The following is a 603-nucleotide window of genomic DNA, read 5'->3' as shown; positions in this document are numbered from 1 at the left end:
CGGCGCAGGCGTGGCTCGTGGTTATCTGAACCGCCCGGAACTGACCGCCGAACGCTTCCTCCCCGATCCCTTCTCCCATCGCTCCGATGCCCGCATGTATCGCACCGGTGATCTGGCCCGCTACCTGCCTGACGGCAATCTTGTGTTCCTCGGTCGCAACGACCACCAGGTTAAAATTCGCGGCTTCCGCATCGAGCCCGGCGAAATCGAAACCTCTCTCGCAGAGCACCCCGCCATACGCGAAGCCGTCGTAGTCGCACTCGGCGACACGGACAAACGTCTGGTGGCCTATGTCACAGGCAGCGAAACATCGCCAGGTGAACTGCGCGACTGGCTCGCCAGCCGCCTGCCCGATTACATGGTCCCTAGCGCTTTCGTGCGGCTGCACGCGTTGCCTCTCACCCCCAACGGCAAACTCGATCGCCGGGCACTGCCCGCTCCGGATGCCGACTCACTCGCCCATGCTGCGTACGAGGCCCCCGTCGGAGCACTTGAGATCGCACTGGCCGACATCTGGCGTGAACTGCTCGGCGTCCACACAGTCAGTCGATACGATTCGTTCTTTGCGCTTGGCGGACATTCCCTGCTCGCCGTTCAAATGAT

General features: G+C 62.9%; 1 protein-coding gene. It reads left to right on the top strand.

Annotated elements, in window-relative coordinates; all coding sequences use genetic code 11:
• The coding region (locus BMI01S_RS37905; protein WP_042293665.1) for a non-ribosomal peptide synthetase at positions 1–603 on the top strand (603 nt) is incomplete at both ends.

It is taken from the genome of Paraburkholderia mimosarum LMG 23256 = NBRC 106338, assembly GCF_000739815.1.
In the GTDB taxonomy this organism is placed as follows: domain Bacteria; phylum Pseudomonadota; class Gammaproteobacteria; order Burkholderiales; family Burkholderiaceae; genus Paraburkholderia; species Paraburkholderia mimosarum.
The sequence above is the reverse complement of the archived record's forward strand: the minus strand, read 5'-3'. Positions and strand labels throughout refer to the sequence as shown.